Here is a 14,575-nt window from a genome sequence, read left to right on the forward strand (position 1 = left end):
ACTCGCGTGACCGTGGCCGTCAGCGCCCGAGCACCCGCCGCAGGCGTCGCACCGCCTCGTGCAGGTCGTCCATCGAGCTGGCGAAGGAGAGCCGGGCATGGTGCGCGGTCTGCGCATGGCCGAAGTCGCGCCCCGGCGTCAGCGCGATGTGGGCGCGCTGCATCATCTCCATGCAGAAGGTCCAGCTGTCGGGCGCGTGGGCCCGGGTGTCGAACCAGACATAGAAGGCGCCGTCCGGGCGCACTGGCACCGTCAGGCCGAGCGATTCCAGCGCCGGCACGATGAAGTCGCGCCGGGCCTGCATCGTGCGACGGCGCTGCTCGCACAGCGCCAGCGTGTCGGGCTCGAAGCAGGCCAGCGCGGCATGCTGCGCGACCGTCGAGGCACAGATGTAGAGGTTCTGCGCCAGCTTCTCGACCGCCGGCACCAGCGCCTCGGGCAGCACCATCCAGCCCAGCCGCCAGCCGGTCATGCCGAAATACTTGGAGAAGCTGTTGATCACCACCACATCGTCGCCCAGCGTCACCGCGCTGCGCGCCTGGCCGTCGTAGCTCAGGCCGAGGTAGATCTCGTCGACGAGGGTCAGGCCGCCGCGCTCGCGCACCACGGCGGCGATGCGGGCGAGCTCGTCGGGTGCGATCGAGGTGCCGGTCGGGTTCGACGGCGAGGCCAGCATCACGCCGCGGGTGGCCTCGCTCCAGGCCGCCTCGACCGAGGCCGCATCGAGCTGGAAGCGCTGCGCTGCACCGGCCGGCAGCAGCCGGGCGATGCCGCCGGCGGCGGTGACGAAATGGCGGTTGCACGGATAGCTCGGATCCGGCATCAGGATCTCGTCGCCCGAGCCCACCACCGCGGTGGTCAGCAGCTGCAGCGCCGCCGACGCGCCGGCGGTCACGACGATGCGCCGCGCCGGCACATCCGCCTGCCAGCGCTCGGCATACCAGCGCGAGATCGCCTCGCGCAGGGCCGGCAGGCCGGTCGCCGGGGTGTACTGGGTGCGACCGGCGTCGATGCAGCGCCGTGCCGCCTCGGCCACCGCCGGGGGGGCGGTGGCGTCGGGCTCGCCGATGTTCAGGTAGATCATCGGCTCGCCGCCCTGGGCCGGATCGCAGGCCGGGCTGCGCGCGATGAGGTCGGCGGCCTTGGCGCACTCCATCACCCAGAAGGGCTCGATGCCGGCGACACGCGGCGCCAGCCGGAACGGATCGGGGGAGGCGCTGGGGAGTCGGTCCATGAGCAGTGGCGGGTCTCGACGGCAGGCAGCAGACGGCAGGATCAGGACGGGCGCGGTGCGCTGCGGGCGGCGCGCTGGGCCGCGACCTCGGCCGGACGCAGCGCGGCGGCGGCCTTGTCGAGCACGCCGTTGACATACTTGTGGCCGTCGGTGCCGCCGAAGGCCTTGGCCAGCTCGACCGCCTCGTTGATCGCGACCCGGTAGGGCACCTCGACGCAGTGACGCAGCTCGTAGGTGCCGATCAGCAGCACCGCATGCTCCACCGGCGAGAGCTGGGCCACGCCGCGGTCCAGATGCGGCGCGATCACGCCGTCCAGCTCGGCCACCTGGCTGATGCAGCCCTGCAGCAGCGCGTCGAGATGGGCGCTGTCGCAGCGGCCGTGCTCGTCCTGCTCGCGCATGTGCGCCATCACCACGCCGACATCGGCGCGGCTGATCAGCCATTCGTACAGGCCCTGCAGCGCCAGCTCGCGCGAGCGGCGGCGGGCGGATTTCGGCCGCGGCGTGCCGGCGGCGGCTTGCGTGGCGGACTGGGGACGGTTTTTCTGATTCGGGTTCAAGACAATTCTTCCAGCAGATTCGCCATCTCGACCGCGACGCGGGCCGCGTCGGCGCCCTTGTCTTCGGCACGGGCCCAGGCCTGGGCCTCGTTCTCGACGGTCAGGATGGCATTGGCGATCGGCACGCCATGATCGAGCGACACCCGGGTGACGCCGGCGCCGCTCTCGTTGGCGACCAGTTCGAAGTGATAGGTCTCGCCACGGATGATGCAGCCCAGCGCGATCAGCGCGTCATGCTCGTCGGCCTCGGCCAGCGCCTGCAGCGCCACCGGCACCTCCAGCGCGCCGGGCACGCTGATGTTGCGGATGTGGCGCGCCTCGACGCCCAGGCGCTGCAGCTCGGCGATGCAGCTCTGCGCGAGCCGGTCGGTCAGCTCGGCGTTGAAGCGGGCCTGGACGATGGCGACGCGCAGGTCGCTGCCGTCCAGACGGGTGGATTGGCCCTTGTCGGCACCTTGCATGGCGATGACTCCGTGGTGAGGGTCGGCGTGTTGGCGTTTTGGCGCTCAGGCCTGGGGCTCGGAGGGCAGGAAGCCGGTGACTTCCAGGCCGTAGCCGACCATGCTCGGCATGCGGCGGCGGTTGCTCATCAGCTTCATGCGACGCACGCCGAGGTCGCGCAGGATCTGCGCGCCCACGCCGTAGGTGCGCAGGTCCATGGCGGTGCGGGCCGGCTCGGCCGGCTGCGGCTGCGCCAGGCCGAGCAGCGCCTGCGCGTCCTGGCCGACGTTGAGCAGCACCGCCACGCCGCGCCCGGCCGACTCGATTGTCGCCAGCGCATGCGGCAGTGCCCACGAGTGGCGCGCGCGGCCGACATCGAGCAGGTCCAGCACCGACAGCGGCTCGTGCACCCGCACCAGCAGCTCGTCGTCGGGGGTCCAGCTGCCCTTGGACAGCGCCAGATGGACCTGGCCGGTGCGGTCGCGGTAGACGCGGCTGTCGAACTGCCCCCAGGGCGTGGTCAGCGGCGCCTGGTGCAGCGGCTCGATCAGCGATTCATTGCGGCTGCGGTGGCTGATCAGGTCGGCGATGGTGCCGATCTTCAGGCCGTGCTCGCGGGCGAACTCCTGCAGATCGGGCAGGCGCGCCATCGTGCCGTCGTCCTTCATGATCTCGCAGATCACCGAGGCGGGCGACAGGCCGGCCATGCGGGCCAGATCGCAGCCGGCCTCGGTGTGGCCGGCGCGCATCAGCACGCCGCCGTCCTGGGCCTGCAGCGGGAAGATGTGGCCGGGCTGGACCAGATCGGCCGGTCGGGTGTCGCGGGCGACCGCGACCTCCACGGTGCGGGAGCGGTCCGCCGCCGAGATGCCGGTGGTCACCCCGGTGGCCGCCTCGATCGAGACGGTGAAGGCGGTGCTGTGCTTGGTGCCGTTGCGCGCAGCCATCGGCGGCAGCTGCAGGTATTCGCAGCGCTCGCGGGTCAGCGTCAGGCAGATCAGGCCGCGGCCATGCTTGGCCATGAAATTGATGGCTTCCGGTGTGACCAGATCGGCGGCGAGGACCAGATCGCCCTCGTTCTCGCGGTCCTCCTCGTCGACGAGGATGATCATGCGACCGGCCGCAAGCTCGGCCACCAGCTCGGGTATCGGAGAAATCGACATTCCGGGATTGTAGGCGTTCGGCGGCCTGCCACCCTGAAGCCGGCGCGAGTCTGTCCCCTAGGGCGCGGACGCACCCGACGGCCGGCCGATCAGTCGCACGTCTTCGCCGACCCGTGCGACGTCGTGCAGCGCCAGCCGCCAGGCCTGGTCGAGCGAGGCCGGCGGCCCGAAGGCGGCCAGCCCGCGGCCCTCGCCGAGCAGCACCGGCGCGACATAGGCCAGCAGCTCGTCGACCCGGCCGGCGGCCAGCAGCGCGCCGTTGAGCCGCGCGCCGGCCTCGACATGCAGCTCGTTGATGCCGCGCCGTGCCAGCAGCGCCAGCACCGCAGCGAGATCGGGGCGGCCGTCGGCGCCGGGTGCGACCGCCTCGATCTCGACGCCCTCGCGCCGCAGCGCCGCGACGCGCGCCTCGTTCTCGAGGGCGGCAGGCAGGCACAGCAGCAGCGCGCGGCCCGGGGCGTCGAGCAGGCGTGCGGTCGGCGGCGTGCGCAGCGTGCTGTCGAGCACCACCCGCAGCGGCAGCCGGCCCCAGGGATCGGTCGCCAGGCGGGTGTCCAGGCGCGGGTCGTCGTCGAGCACCGTGCCCGCGCCGGTCAGGATCGCGCCGGCGCGCCGCCGCCAGGCATGGCCGTCGGCACGCGCGGCCGCGCCGGTGATCCACTGGCTGCGTCCGTCGGGCAAGGCGCTGCGGCCATCCAGACTGCCGGCGACCTTCATGCGCACCCAGGGCCGGCCGCGGAGCATGCGCGAGAAGAAGCCGATGTTGAGCTCGCGCGAGGCCTCGGCCATCAGGCCGTGGGTCACCTCGATGCCGGCTGCGCGCAGCCGGCGCACGCCACGGCCGGCCACCAGCGGATTGGGGTCGAGCGCGGCGATCACCACCCGTGCCAGGCCGGCCTCGACCAGCGCGTCGGCGCACGGCGGCGTACGGCCGTGGTGGCTGCAGGGCTCGAGCGTGACATGGGCGGTGGCGCCGCGCAGATCGTGGCCGGCGGCGCGGGCCTCGCGCAGCGCGACCACCTCGGCATGCGGGCCGCCGGCCTCGCGGGTATGGCCGCGGCCGATGACCTGCCCGTCGGGCGCGGTCAGCACGCAGCCGACCCGCGGATTGGGTTCGGTCAGGCCGATGGCCTGGGCGGCCAGGTCCAGCGCCTCGGCCATCGCGATCTGGTCACGGGCACTGAACTGCGCCAGCGGGGCCGGGAGGAGGTCGTCCGGAGTGGGGTCGAGGGCATCCATGACGGGATTGTGCACCGCATCATTGCTGCGCGTGCAGGCACGACAGGCGCGCTCGGCTCAGGGCTGGTGCGCCACCGTGCTGTCGTCGAGCGGGTCCGGCCAGGGCCAGGGGCCGGTGTCGACCGGGCAGCGTGCGCTGCCGCGGACGACGAGAAAGTTCTGCCCGGCCAGCGGCAGCGTCACCGCGCTGTAGACGGCCGGATGCTCTGCCGCGTCGATGCGGCCGTTGCCGTCCCGGTCGGCGCTGTAGCGGCAGACCCGGAAGCGTCCGGACTGGCCGGCGGTGGCGCTGCCCTCGGCCAGCAGCCAGCCCAGGGGCACCAGATCGAGCCGGCCGGACCAGCGCGGCAGGCCGCCCGAGGCGGCCGCGACCGGCTGCACCAGGCAGTGGTAGGCGATCGCGCGGCCTGCCGTGCTGCTGCCGTCCGGTCCGTCATGAACGCACTCCCAGGCGGGCGTGGGGTGGCCGGTGCTGCTCAGCGTGAGCCGCAGGTCCAGTGGCAGGATCGCACTGTCCGGCTGCTCGGCCTGGGTTTCTCCCGGCATGTCGGTGCCGGTGGCGAAGCGCACATGGCCCGACAGCAGCAGCCCGGACACGGCCCGGCAATCGCCCAGGCTGCCGGCATCGAGCCGCTCCGGCGTGCCGGGCGGCGGAGCGGGCCGGTCGCAGCGCTGCGTCACCGTGGCGCTGCGGCTGTCGAAGACCCAGATCCGCGTCGAGTCCGGCCGCACGCGCCAGGCCTGGCGGCCATCGCCCAGGTCCTGGCTGCCCGGCGGCAGCCGGGCCGGGCTGGCGATGCCGGGCACGGCACCGCTGCTGCGGCCAGTGCCACCGCTGCCACCGCTGGAGCGTGCCAGCAGCGTGGCCGCAGCCAGGTCGGCCTGGGGCTGCAGTCGCAGGCTGGCCAGCTCGAGCGTCTGCGGCTGGCCGTGGCGGTCGTGCCAGTCGATGCGGCTGCTCACCGATGCCAGCCGCTGCAGCGCACTTGCCTCGATGCGACGCTGCAGCCGCATCGGCGAGGCGCCGCCGTCGAGGACGGCCGGTGGCGCAGCGGCCGCGGATCCGGCCCGCAGTGTCTCCAGGTCGTCGGCGGCCAGGCGGACCGCCTCGGCCTGCTGGCGGCTCAGGTCGGCGCCCAGTCGCAGTCCGCCCTGCAGCCGCAGCAGCGACAGGCTGCCCAGGCCGAGCAGCAGCAGCGCGACCAGCACCTCGATCAGCGCCAGGCCGTGCGGGCGGATCCGGGGGGTGTGCGTGCTCATCGGCGTGGCGGGTCGAACCAGCTGCCCGGCACCATCAGCAGCGCGCCGGGCAGCGGCATCAGCCGCTCGAGCAATGTGCGGTCATGGCGCAGGTCGACCGCGCCGTCGATGCGGGCCTCGCCCAGGCTGATCAGCGCGCCCTGCAGCCGACTGCGCCCGCCGCCGGTCGGCGCCACATCGACCCGGCCGCCGATCAGCAGGCCGTGCGCGGTGAACGGCCCGCTGGCGCTCAGCCGGCCGCTGACCGCCAGCAGCACCGGCTGCTGCGGCGAGCCCCAGTCGCGCCCGCCCAGGTCCAGATCGCCGTCGATCCACAGCCGTCGCTGTCCGGTGGCCAGCGCGGCGGCGGTCGCGGTGCTGCAGTCGCTGCCGCCACCGCAGGCGATGCGCGTCCAGCCCGGCGAGCTGGCCAGTGCCTCGGCCGGCAGGCCGGTCAGGCGCGGCCACAGCGCAGCCGCGCCCTCGGCCAGGCGCGGATCGCCGGCGCGGCGGCTGGCTTCGTCCGGCGTTCCCGACGGGCCGAGGCTGCGGGCTGGCGGCTCGACCTGGATGTCGCCGCCGGCCTGCAGCGCCGGGCCGGCCTGCGCCGGATCGCCCTGGAGGGCCAGCGCCGTGCCGGCCAGCCGCAGTCGCCCGACCGCGCTGACGGCGGCTTCAGGCGGCGATCCGGCGCCGCCCGGCGGGGCCAGCAGCACCTGCAGGCGGTGCCGGGCGGCCAGCTCGGCGGCATCGGGGGCGCCGCAGTCGGGCGCGGCATGGCTGCAGCCGTCGATCGTGGCCCGCCACAGGCTGCGCGCGCTGTTCTCGGCCTCGAGCTGCACGCCGAAGGCTGGCGCGAGCCGGCCGTCTCCCGCCCCGGCCGGGCGACCTGCGCCCAGCGCGGGGCAGTGACAGTGCCAGCGGCCGGCGCTCAGACGGCAGGCCGGCCGCAGGCTGTCCGGGCCGGTGCGCAGCACCTCGGTCAGCCAGCGCTCGCGCAGCAGCGGGCGGGTGGCGGAGGAGGTCGCCGCCGGCTCGCAGTGTTCGTCCAGAGGCCTGCTCTCGTTCAGCGCCGCCTGCACCCAGGCCAGGCCGGCCTCGGCGGCCTCGCGGGCCTGGATCGCCTGGCGGTGGGCCTCGGCGGCGGCCTGCTGCGACAGCCTTGCCCGCTGCCCGCCCAGCACCGCCAGATGCGCGCACAGCAGCAGCACCATCACCAGCGCCAGCAGCCCCAGGCCGCGCTGCGAGCGCCGGCCGACATGATGCTCAGGCCGGGCAGACACCGCGCACCTCGTCATTGCGCAGACTGGTCCGACTCTCGAGCTGGTGGCGCCGGCTGGCATCCTGCCGGTCGCGGGCCTCGATGCGCAGTCGCACCTGGCGACGGATGCGCTCGGGCGGGCAGCCCGCCTGGCCGCCGCAGCCGCCCGCCGCCGCACCGCACAGCGCCAGCAGCGAGTGGCGCTCCTCGATGAGATCGATGGCCAGCGCGGTCACCTGCAGCAGCGCCGGATCGACCAGGGCCTGCCAGTGATCGCGTGCAGCCGGCTGCAGCGCGCTGCCCGACAGCCGCCACTCGAGCAGACCTTCGGCCGGCAGCCATTGCAGGCCGAAGCGCTCATGGTTGGCCACCTGCCCGTCCTCGGCGATGTCACGGCTGTAGGCATGGCCGAGCGCGCTCGCGCCGGCTTCGAGGCCGCGCTCCAGCCCGGCATAGGGATTGGGCGGCACCGCCTGTCCGTCCGCCGCGCGCAGCACCGCGGTGGCGGCATCGCCCCGGTAGCCGGCGCGGCGCAGGTCGCGCACGATCAGGTCGGCGGCGGCGCGCAGTTCCTGCTCGATGCGGATCATGCGCTGCAGCCGGCGCTGTTCGTCGATCTGCGCCACCACCAGATGCAGTGCGGAGGCGCCCAGCGCCACCGCCAGCGCACAGGCCAGCATCAGCTCGATCAGCGCGACACCCCGGCATCGCATCGCTCAGGGCCTCCAGCAGTCGCGGTTTTCGGCGGCGGCGTTGCCCAGGCGCGGGTCCGGGCCGGAGCGCGGTCGCAGTTCGCCCTGCGACAGCTCGATCGCCATCCACAGGCAGGCGCTGTCGCCCTGCTGGGCGCCGATCGCCTGCGCGACCGCACGGTAGCCGCTGGCCGGGTCAGGCCCCTCGGTCGCGATCGACAGGCGGTAGTGGCCTGCGGGGCTCAGGGCGGGCAGCGCCAGGCCGTCGGCCGCCAGCGTCTGCGCGAACTGCGCATGGCGACTGCGCCAGTCCTGCTGGGCCAGCTCGATGCGTGCCAGCGCGGCGATGGCGTCGCCACGGCGGCCGCGCTGCAGCTGCTGCTGCCAGGACGGCAGCGCGATCGCGGCCAGAAGGGCCAGCAGGGTCAGCACCACGACCATCTCGATCAGCGTCAGTCCGCGGACGGGTGCGGGCGGTCGGGGCTGCGCGCTCAGCATCGCGGCACGCCGGGCAGCGGCAAGGCGGGCGTGCACAGCCGGGTGCGGCCCAGGATGTTGACCACATGGCGCAGCACCGGCCCGCCGCGGCTGCCGGTCAGCTCGATCGTGCCGGTCGGGGTGATGGTGCCGTGACGGGGTTCGGCGCGCAGGCTGGCGACATTGGCGCGCAGCACCAGGCCCTGGCTGCGCGGCAGCAGCGTGGCGCGCAGCAGCTGGGTGCCGGCGCGGCATTCGACCTGGGGCTGATGGCGCGCATCGGCCTCGCAGCGGCAGTCGGCGGCATCGCCGTCATGGATCAGCCGGCAGCTGCCCTCGGGCAGGTCGTGCAGGCTCAGGCGCAGCAGCCGGTGTCGTGCGGTGGTGGCTTCGCGCAGCAGCTGCAGGTCGGCCAGCAGCGCGGTCGAGGCGGCCATCAGGCGGCGCCGATGCAGCTGCTCGGCCAGCGAGGGCAGGGCCAGCGCGGCCAGCAGCCCGAGCAGGGCCAGCACCAGCAGCAGCTCGGGCAGCGTCAGGCCCGGGGCGGGGCGAGATGTCATGCGGACCTCCCTGAGAAGGAAGGCCCAGTCTGCGTGCGAGGGACCGCATGCGACGATCCCGCCGTGGGGGGATGGCGGCGGTCGGGATGAGCGGCGCCGCACGCCGCGCAGCGATCAGATCTCGCGGATCAGCTGGCTGAACGCGTCGACATCCTCGAACTGGCGGTAGACCGAGGCGTAGCGCACATAGGCGACCTTGTCGAGACGCTTGAGTTCGCGCATCACCAGCTCGCCGATCTGCGAGGTGCCGACCTCGCTCTCGCCGCTGGTGAACAGGGTGTTCTCGATGCGGGCGATCGCCGCGTCGAGCAGGTCGACGCTGACATTGCGCTTGCGCAGCGCCAGCATCATCGACGCGCGCAGCTTGGCGCGGTCGAACTCGCTGCGTGCCCCGTTCTTCTTCACCACCGCCGGCATCGCCAGCTCGGCGCGCTCGTAGGTGGTGAAGCGCTTGTCGCAGCCGCTGCAGCGCCGTCGCCGGCGCATCGCGTCACCCTCGTCGGACGCGCGGGTCTCGACGACGGTGGTTTCCTGGTGACCGCAGTAGGGGCAGCGCATCGGGAGGGCGTCGCCGCCCGGCCTCAGCCGCGGTAGACCGGGAAGTCGCGGGTCAGCTGCGCGACCTGCGCCTTGACGCGCTCGATCACCGCCTCGTCGTTCGGTGCGTCCAGCACGTCGGCGATCAGGTTGGCGACCAGACGCGACTGCTCTTCCTTGAAGCCGCGGCTGGTGAAGGCCGGGCTGCCCAGACGGATGCCGCTGGTGACGAAGGGCTTCTGCGGGTCGTTCGGGATGCCGTTCTTGTTGCAGGTCATGTGGGCACGGCCCAGCAGCGCCTCGGCTTCCTTGCCGGTCAGGCCCTTCGGGCGCAGGTCGACCAGCATGACATGGCTCTCGGTGCGGCCGCTGACGATGCGCAGGCCGCGCGCGGTCAGCGTCTCGGCCAGCGCAGCGGCGTTCTTGACCACCTGTTCCTGGTAGGCCTTGAACTCGGGGCTCAGCGCTTCCTTGAAGGCCACCGCCTTGCCGGCGATGACATGCATCAGCGGGCCGCCCTGGATGCCGGGGAAGATCGCCGAGTTGATCTTCTTGGCGACTTCCTCTCCGCGCATCAGGATCAGGCCGCCGCGCGGGCCGCGCAGGGTCTTGTGCGTGGTGGTGGTGACCACATCGGCGTGCGGCACAGGGTTCGGGTAGACGCCCGCGGCGATCAGGCCGGCGTAGTGGGCCATGTCGACCATGAAGTAGGCGCCGACCGCCTTGGCGACCCGGGCGAAGCGCTCGAAGTCGATGCGAAGCGCAAACGCCGAGGCGCCGGCGATGATGAGCTTGGGGCGGTGCTCGTGGGCCAGACGCTCCATCGCGTCGTAGTCGATGTCTTCCTGGGCGTTCAGGCCGTAGGAGACGACCTTGAACCACTTGCCCGACATGTTCAGCGGCATGCCGTGGGTCAGGTGGCCGCCTTCGGCCAGGCTCAGGCCCATGATGGTGTCGCCGGGCTGCAGCAGGCCGAAGAACACCGCCTGGTTGGCCTGCGAGCCGGAGTTCGGCTGCACGTTGGCAAATTCAGCGCCGAAGAGCTGCTTGGCGCGGTCGATGGCGAGCTGCTCGACCACGTCGACATGCTCGCAGCCACCGTAGTAGCGCTTGCCCGGATAGCCTTCGGCGTACTTGTTGGTGAGCTGGCTGCCCTGCGCGGCCATGACGGCCGGCGAGGTGTAGTTCTCGCTGGCGATCAGCTCGATGTGCTCTTCCTGGCGGAGCACTTCGGCTTCGATCGCGGCGTTGATTTCGGGGTCGATGGCGGCCAGCGAGTGAATGGCGCGGTCAAACATGATGCGGCAGTCCTGTCGGGAGATTCTGGACCCGTTCCGGCCCGCTTCGGAGGTCGGATCGGGCTGCCCAGGCGCACGGCAAGAAACCGCCGCAAGCCGATGCGCCTGCGGCGACCACGCTCCCCGGTGGTTGCCCACCTCGGCCCGATGCGGACCTTGAACGCCAGTTGCGTGGTCGGGCGAGTTTACAGGAAGACGGCCTCAGGCTGGCGCCTGGGGCGGCCGCCCACTCAGTAGCCCAGCGCGGCGAGGCGGGGGATCGTGCCGGTGGCTGCGGCCGAAGGCGAGCCGCCCGGCTGCACACCGGGCTGCACCGGGGTCATCGGCGCACCGTTGCTGCCTGCGGCCTCGGGCGGCGCCACCGGCGGCACTGGCAGTCGCGCGGTGGTGGGCACCGAGCGGCCGCGCAGCAGCTGCTGCATGAATTCCTGCTCGGCCATGACCTTGAAGGCGTAGCCGCCGTCGCTGGCCAGATTGGCGGCGCCGACGTAGTGGCGCAGGCCGCCCTCGACCGAGCCGGCCTTGGCGATGCAGTCCTTCAGCACCTGCACGCCCACGCGCAGATTGGTCAGCGGATCGAAGGCGGCATGGTTGCCGCCGAAGGCGACGTACTTGTCGTCATGCACCCGGGTCATCACCTGCATCAGACCCTGGGCACCGACCGAGCTCTGCGCAAAAGGATTGAACGAGGATTCGATCGCCACGATGGCCAGGATCAGCGTCGGCTCCAGGCCGACCCGCTGGCCCAGCGACCAGGCTTCCTGGACCAGCCGGCCGACCGGCTCCGGCGCGACCCTGTAGCGGCGCGACAGCCACTGCGCGACCACCGCCTGCTGGCGGTTGAGTTCGCTCGGATCGATCGCGGTGGCACGGTCGACCGCCGAGATGTCGCCCGGGCCGAGCAGGCTGGCGGTGTCGAGCGTCTCGGACGGATCCGCGGAGCGGGCTTCCTGGCGCGAGACCAGCCAGTCCAGCGCACGTTCCTCGAGCAGGCCGCGCACATCGGCCCGACCGCCGATCACGAAGGCCGCGGCCAGCACCGCCAGACCGATGACGGCCAGGCTGCTGTGGCTGACGACCATCAGTCCGTTGCCCAGATCGCTGACGAACACCCGTGCCGAATTCAGGGCGCCCGCGCGAACGCGTGCCCAAGAGCGGGATGCACTCATGCAACTCCTTCCCATTTCTGCAGGCGCCGTGTGGCCATGGGCTGGCGCCTTGATAATCCGTCGACGGTCCCGCGTTCCAGGGCCCGCAGTCGCGCGGTGCCTTCCTGTCGCCAGTCGCTCTTGCGGCGACCTTCTCCCCTGACCTGACGGTGCGATTGTCCGGGGCAGCTGCGCGTTGCGCGGCAGGCCACAAGCCCCTTCGTCAATGAACGGCTGGATTCTAGAAGTCGCCAAAATAACCGGTCAACAATAAAAGACTCATTCTTCATAACCGTAGATCATGAAATACCGTGACCTGAGAGACTTCCTCGCCGCCCTGAAAGCCCGAGGGCAGCTGCTGGAAGTGAAAGAACCCGTCTCGACCGATCTGGAAATGACTTGGCTCTCGGATCGCACCTTGCGCGCCGGCGGTCCGGCGCTGCTGTTCACCCATCCGGTGCGCGGTACACAAAAATTCACGACACCTGCAGTTACCAATCTGTTCGGCACACCGGAGCGTGTCGCCTTCGGCATGGGGGCCGACAGCGTGGCTGCACTGCGTGACATCGGCGAGCTGCTGGCCCGTCTGAAGGAGCCGGAGCCCCCGAAGGGGCTGCAGGATGCCGGCCAGCTGTGGCAGATGGCACGAACCCTGTGGGACATGAAGCCAGCGGTGGTGCGCCGGCCCGCCTGCCAGGAGCAGGTGATCGAGGGGCCGGAGGTCGATCTGGGCCGGCTGCCGGTGCAGCACTGCTGGCCCGGCGACGTGGCACCGCTGATCACCTGGGGCCTCGTGGTGACCCGTGGTCCGCAGTCGGTGCCCCGGCCGCGCCGGCGCCAGAACCTCGGCATCTACCGCCAGCAGGTGATCGGGCGGCGTCAGGTCATCATGCGCTGGCTCGCTCACCGCGGCGGAGCGTTGGATTTCCGCGAATTCGTTCATGCAAATCGTGGAAAGCCCTTTCCGATCGTGGTGGCTTTGGGGGCGGATCCGGCGACGATCCTGGGTGCGGTGACCCCGGTACCTGACAGTCTCTCGGAATACCAGTTCGCCGGCCTGCTGCGTGGCGGCCGCACCGAACTGGCCGACAGCCAGGTGGGCGAGGGCGGCCTGATGCTGCAGGTGCCGGCCAGCGCCGAGATCGTGCTGGAGGGCCACATCCCGCCGGCCGAGCCCGGCTTCGAGGGCGTCAGCGAGCACGGCGTGCGGCTGAAGGAGAAGGACGGCTACCTGCACGCGCTGGAAGGTCCCTACGGCGACCACACCGGCTACTACAACGAGCAGGACTGGTTCCCGGTGTTCGAGATCTCGCGCATGACGATGCGGCGTGACGCGATCTACCACTCGACCTACACCGGCAAGCCGCCCGACGAGCCGGCGGTGCTGGGGGTGGCGCTCAACGAGGTCTTCGTGCCGATCCTGAAGAAGCAGTTCCCGGAGATCGTCGACTTCTACCTGCCGCCGGAGGGCTGCAGCTACCGCATGGCGGTCATCAGCATGAGGAAGGCCTATCCGGGCCACGCCAAGCGGCTGATGTTCGGCCTCTGGAGCTTCCTGCGCCAGTTCATGTACACCAAGTTCATCGTGGTGGTGGACGACGACGTCGACATCCGCAGCTGGCAGGAGGTGATCTGGGCGATCACCACCCGCATGGACCCGGTGCGCGACACCACGCTGGTCGAGCACACCCCGATCGACTATCTGGATTTCGCCTCGCCGGTGTCGGGCCTGGGCGGCAAGATGGGGCTGGACGCGACCAACAAGTGGCCCGGCGAGACCGACCGCGAGTGGGGCCGCACGATCGAGATGGATCGCGCGGTGACCGCACGCATGGATGCGCTCTGGGGCCGGCTGGTCGCGCCGACGATCGGCCAGCCGGCGGGCCCGCGGGGCTAGTTCCGGGTGATCAGCCCGAGCAGCTCGTGCAGCGCGTCATGGGTGAGCCGGTAGCCGTGCGCGCTGGGCATCCAGTCAAGCAGGCCGGACTCGTCCGGGACGATGAAGGCCACCGGGGCCGGCACGATCACCAGGCGGGTGCCGGCGGCATCGCGAAAGGCGCGCAGCGCCCGGGGCATGTGCACGGCATGGGTCACCAGGATGATGCGTCGCACGCCGTCGGCCTCCAGCATCGGCACCAGCTGCCGGGCGTTCTGGCGGGTGTCGCGCGAGCGTGACTCGGTCCAGCGCAGCCGGCTGCCGTAGTCGTCCATCAGGATGCGCGCGGCGGTCTCGGCCTCGGTGACCTCGCCGGACTGGCCCCAGCCGACGCCGCCGCTGTAGGCCAGCGGCTGGCCGGTGCGCCGCGCCAGCCACACGCCATAGTGCAGTCGCACCATCGCCTGCTGCGTCAGCATCGAGCTGCCGTATTCCGGCGAGAGCCGATGGCGGCCGGCGCCCAGCACCACGATGGCGCTGGGGGGGGTCTTCGGGCTGCGCATCAGGGCACGCACTTCGGGCGGGCTGAGTGCCGGCGGCGGACGCAGCACCCGATCCTGCAGCCAGAGGGCGGTGCCGCTGGAGCACATCAGCCACAGCCCGAGCAGGGCCGTGCCGATCATCAGCCGCCCGGCCCAGCGCCGCCAGTCCGGGCGGCGCTGCAGCCACAGGCCGGCCGGAATCATCAGCAGCAGGCTGGCCGGGGGTTGCAGCAGCGCGGAGAGGGTCGGTTTCCAGGAGGGATCGAGCACGGAGGTGACGTGGGAGTGATGCAGGTCTGGTAACGCTG

The 14,575-nt window shown here is 72.0% G+C and carries 15 protein-coding genes and 1 riboswitch; of the genes, 1 reads left to right on the forward strand and 14 read right to left on the reverse strand.

Going from position 1 to position 14,575, the window contains the following annotated elements; genetic code table 11:
- Positions 1 to 19: 19 nt before the first annotated feature.
- From HZU84_RS07205 to HZU84_RS07265, 13 genes are all read right to left on the reverse strand, one after another.
- Positions 20 to 1,234, reverse strand: a complete 1,215-nt coding sequence (locus HZU84_RS07205) for a pyridoxal phosphate-dependent aminotransferase (protein ID WP_149503176.1) — start codon at positions 1,232 to 1,234, stop codon at positions 20 to 22.
- 41 nt (positions 1,235 to 1,275) lie between these two features.
- On the reverse strand, positions 1,276 to 1,794 hold the full coding sequence (nusB, locus tag HZU84_RS07210; RefSeq protein WP_149503177.1) for a transcription antitermination factor NusB: 519 nt from the start codon (positions 1,792 to 1,794) through the stop codon (positions 1,276 to 1,278).
- Complete coding sequence (gene ribH, locus HZU84_RS07215) at positions 1,791 to 2,255, reverse strand: 6,7-dimethyl-8-ribityllumazine synthase (RefSeq protein ID WP_149503178.1); 465 nt, start codon at positions 2,253 to 2,255, stop codon at positions 1,791 to 1,793. Before ribH ends, nusB begins: the two co-directional genes overlap by 4 nt.
- A gap of 45 nt (positions 2,256 to 2,300) precedes the next feature.
- Positions 2,301 to 3,398: a bifunctional 3,4-dihydroxy-2-butanone-4-phosphate synthase/GTP cyclohydrolase II gene (gene ribBA, locus HZU84_RS07220; protein WP_149503179.1), complete on the reverse strand. Its 1,098-nt coding sequence runs from the start codon at positions 3,396 to 3,398 to the stop codon at positions 2,301 to 2,303.
- 57 nt (positions 3,399 to 3,455) lie between these two features.
- Complete coding sequence (gene ribD, locus HZU84_RS07225) at positions 3,456 to 4,637, reverse strand: bifunctional diaminohydroxyphosphoribosylaminopyrimidine deaminase/5-amino-6-(5-phosphoribosylamino)uracil reductase RibD (protein ID WP_338054792.1); 1,182 nt, start codon at positions 4,635 to 4,637, stop codon at positions 3,456 to 3,458.
- 57 nt (positions 4,638 to 4,694) lie between these two features.
- Positions 4,695 to 5,897: a hypothetical protein gene (locus HZU84_RS07230; protein ID WP_149503180.1), complete on the reverse strand. Its 1,203-nt coding sequence runs from the start codon at positions 5,895 to 5,897 to the stop codon at positions 4,695 to 4,697.
- The gene (locus HZU84_RS07235) at positions 5,894 to 7,159 is read right to left on the reverse strand and encodes a hypothetical protein (RefSeq protein WP_149503181.1); all 1,266 of its coding nucleotides are present in this window, start codon (positions 7,157 to 7,159) and stop codon (positions 5,894 to 5,896) included. Before HZU84_RS07235 ends, HZU84_RS07230 begins: the two co-directional genes overlap by 4 nt.
- The gene (locus HZU84_RS07240) at positions 7,143 to 7,850 is read right to left on the reverse strand and encodes a hypothetical protein (protein ID WP_149503182.1); all 708 of its coding nucleotides are present in this window, start codon (positions 7,848 to 7,850) and stop codon (positions 7,143 to 7,145) included. The genes HZU84_RS07235 and HZU84_RS07240 overlap by 17 nt, the downstream gene beginning before the upstream one ends.
- 3 nt (positions 7,851 to 7,853) lie before the next feature.
- The gene (locus HZU84_RS07245; RefSeq protein WP_180692843.1) at positions 7,854 to 8,327 is read right to left on the reverse strand and encodes a type IV pilin protein; all 474 of its coding nucleotides are present in this window, start codon (positions 8,325 to 8,327) and stop codon (positions 7,854 to 7,856) included.
- Positions 8,321 to 8,866: a prepilin-type N-terminal cleavage/methylation domain-containing protein gene (locus HZU84_RS07250; protein WP_149503184.1), complete on the reverse strand. Its 546-nt coding sequence runs from the start codon at positions 8,864 to 8,866 to the stop codon at positions 8,321 to 8,323. The genes HZU84_RS07245 and HZU84_RS07250 overlap by 7 nt, the downstream gene beginning before the upstream one ends.
- A gap of 114 nt (positions 8,867 to 8,980) precedes the next feature.
- Positions 8,981 to 9,424: a transcriptional regulator NrdR gene (gene nrdR, locus HZU84_RS07255; RefSeq protein WP_037481268.1), complete on the reverse strand. Its 444-nt coding sequence runs from the start codon at positions 9,422 to 9,424 to the stop codon at positions 8,981 to 8,983.
- Between the two features lie 23 nt (positions 9,425 to 9,447).
- Positions 9,448 to 10,701 carry a serine hydroxymethyltransferase gene (gene glyA, locus HZU84_RS07260; RefSeq protein ID WP_149503185.1) on the reverse strand — a complete coding sequence of 418 codons (1,254 nt, stop codon included), beginning with the start codon at positions 10,699 to 10,701 and terminating at the stop codon, positions 9,448 to 9,450.
- Between the two features lie 58 nt (positions 10,702 to 10,759).
- A riboswitch (ZMP/ZTP riboswitch) is annotated at positions 10,760 to 10,882 on the reverse strand.
- A 49-nt stretch (positions 10,883 to 10,931) separates the two neighbouring features.
- Complete coding sequence (locus tag HZU84_RS07265; protein WP_149503186.1) at positions 10,932 to 11,870, reverse strand: lytic transglycosylase domain-containing protein; 939 nt, start codon at positions 11,868 to 11,870, stop codon at positions 10,932 to 10,934.
- A gap of 280 nt (positions 11,871 to 12,150) precedes the next feature.
- On the opposite strand from HZU84_RS07265, the gene HZU84_RS07270 reads away from it, so the two are divergent.
- Positions 12,151 to 13,746, forward strand: a complete 1,596-nt coding sequence (locus tag HZU84_RS07270) for a UbiD family decarboxylase domain-containing protein (RefSeq protein ID WP_149503187.1) — start codon at positions 12,151 to 12,153, stop codon at positions 13,744 to 13,746.
- On the opposite strand, the gene HZU84_RS07275 is transcribed toward HZU84_RS07270, so the two are convergent.
- Positions 13,743 to 14,537 (reverse strand): YdcF family protein, encoded by a 795-nt coding sequence (locus tag HZU84_RS07275; protein WP_244954452.1) that lies wholly within the window; start codon positions 14,535 to 14,537, stop codon positions 13,743 to 13,745. The two genes, HZU84_RS07270 and HZU84_RS07275, sit on opposite strands and share 4 nt — an antisense overlap.
- Positions 14,538 to 14,575: the final 38 nt, after the last annotated feature.

Origin of the sequence: Sphaerotilus sulfidivorans, assembly GCF_013426975.1 — a bacterium.
Classification (GTDB): domain Bacteria; phylum Pseudomonadota; class Gammaproteobacteria; order Burkholderiales; family Burkholderiaceae_C; genus Sphaerotilus; species Sphaerotilus sulfidivorans.